The 249-nt window shown below is 52.6% G+C and carries 1 tRNA gene; it reads right to left on the bottom strand.

The window, feature by feature from the left end:
* Window positions 1–60: 60 nt before the first annotated feature.
* Window positions 61–136: transfer RNA gene (locus IM294_RS21995), tRNA-Glu, on the bottom strand.
* Between the last annotated feature and the right edge of the window lie 113 nt (window positions 137–249).

Here is a 249-nt window from a genome sequence, read left to right as displayed (position 1 = left end):
TGACTCGCAAGTCAGTTTTGAGATATGACGGCAGGTGACTTTCACTCACGAACCAGCAAGTGGCGTCCCCTAGGGGATTCGAACCCCTGTTACCGCCGTGAAAGGGCGGTGTCCTGGGCCTCTAGACGAAGGGGACACTGAAGTCTCAATCGCAAGACGCCTTGCTGTTTACTTTTCATCAGACAATCTGTGTGAGCACTACAAAGGCAGGTTCTTTAAGGTAAGGAGGTGATCCAACCGCAGGTTCCC

This window comes from Enterobacter cloacae complex sp. P43RS (assembly GCF_014930585.1).
GTDB classification, from domain to species: Bacteria; Pseudomonadota; Gammaproteobacteria; order Enterobacterales; family Enterobacteriaceae; genus Enterobacter; species Enterobacter bugandensis.
This window is presented reverse-complemented; position numbering and strand designations above follow the sequence as displayed.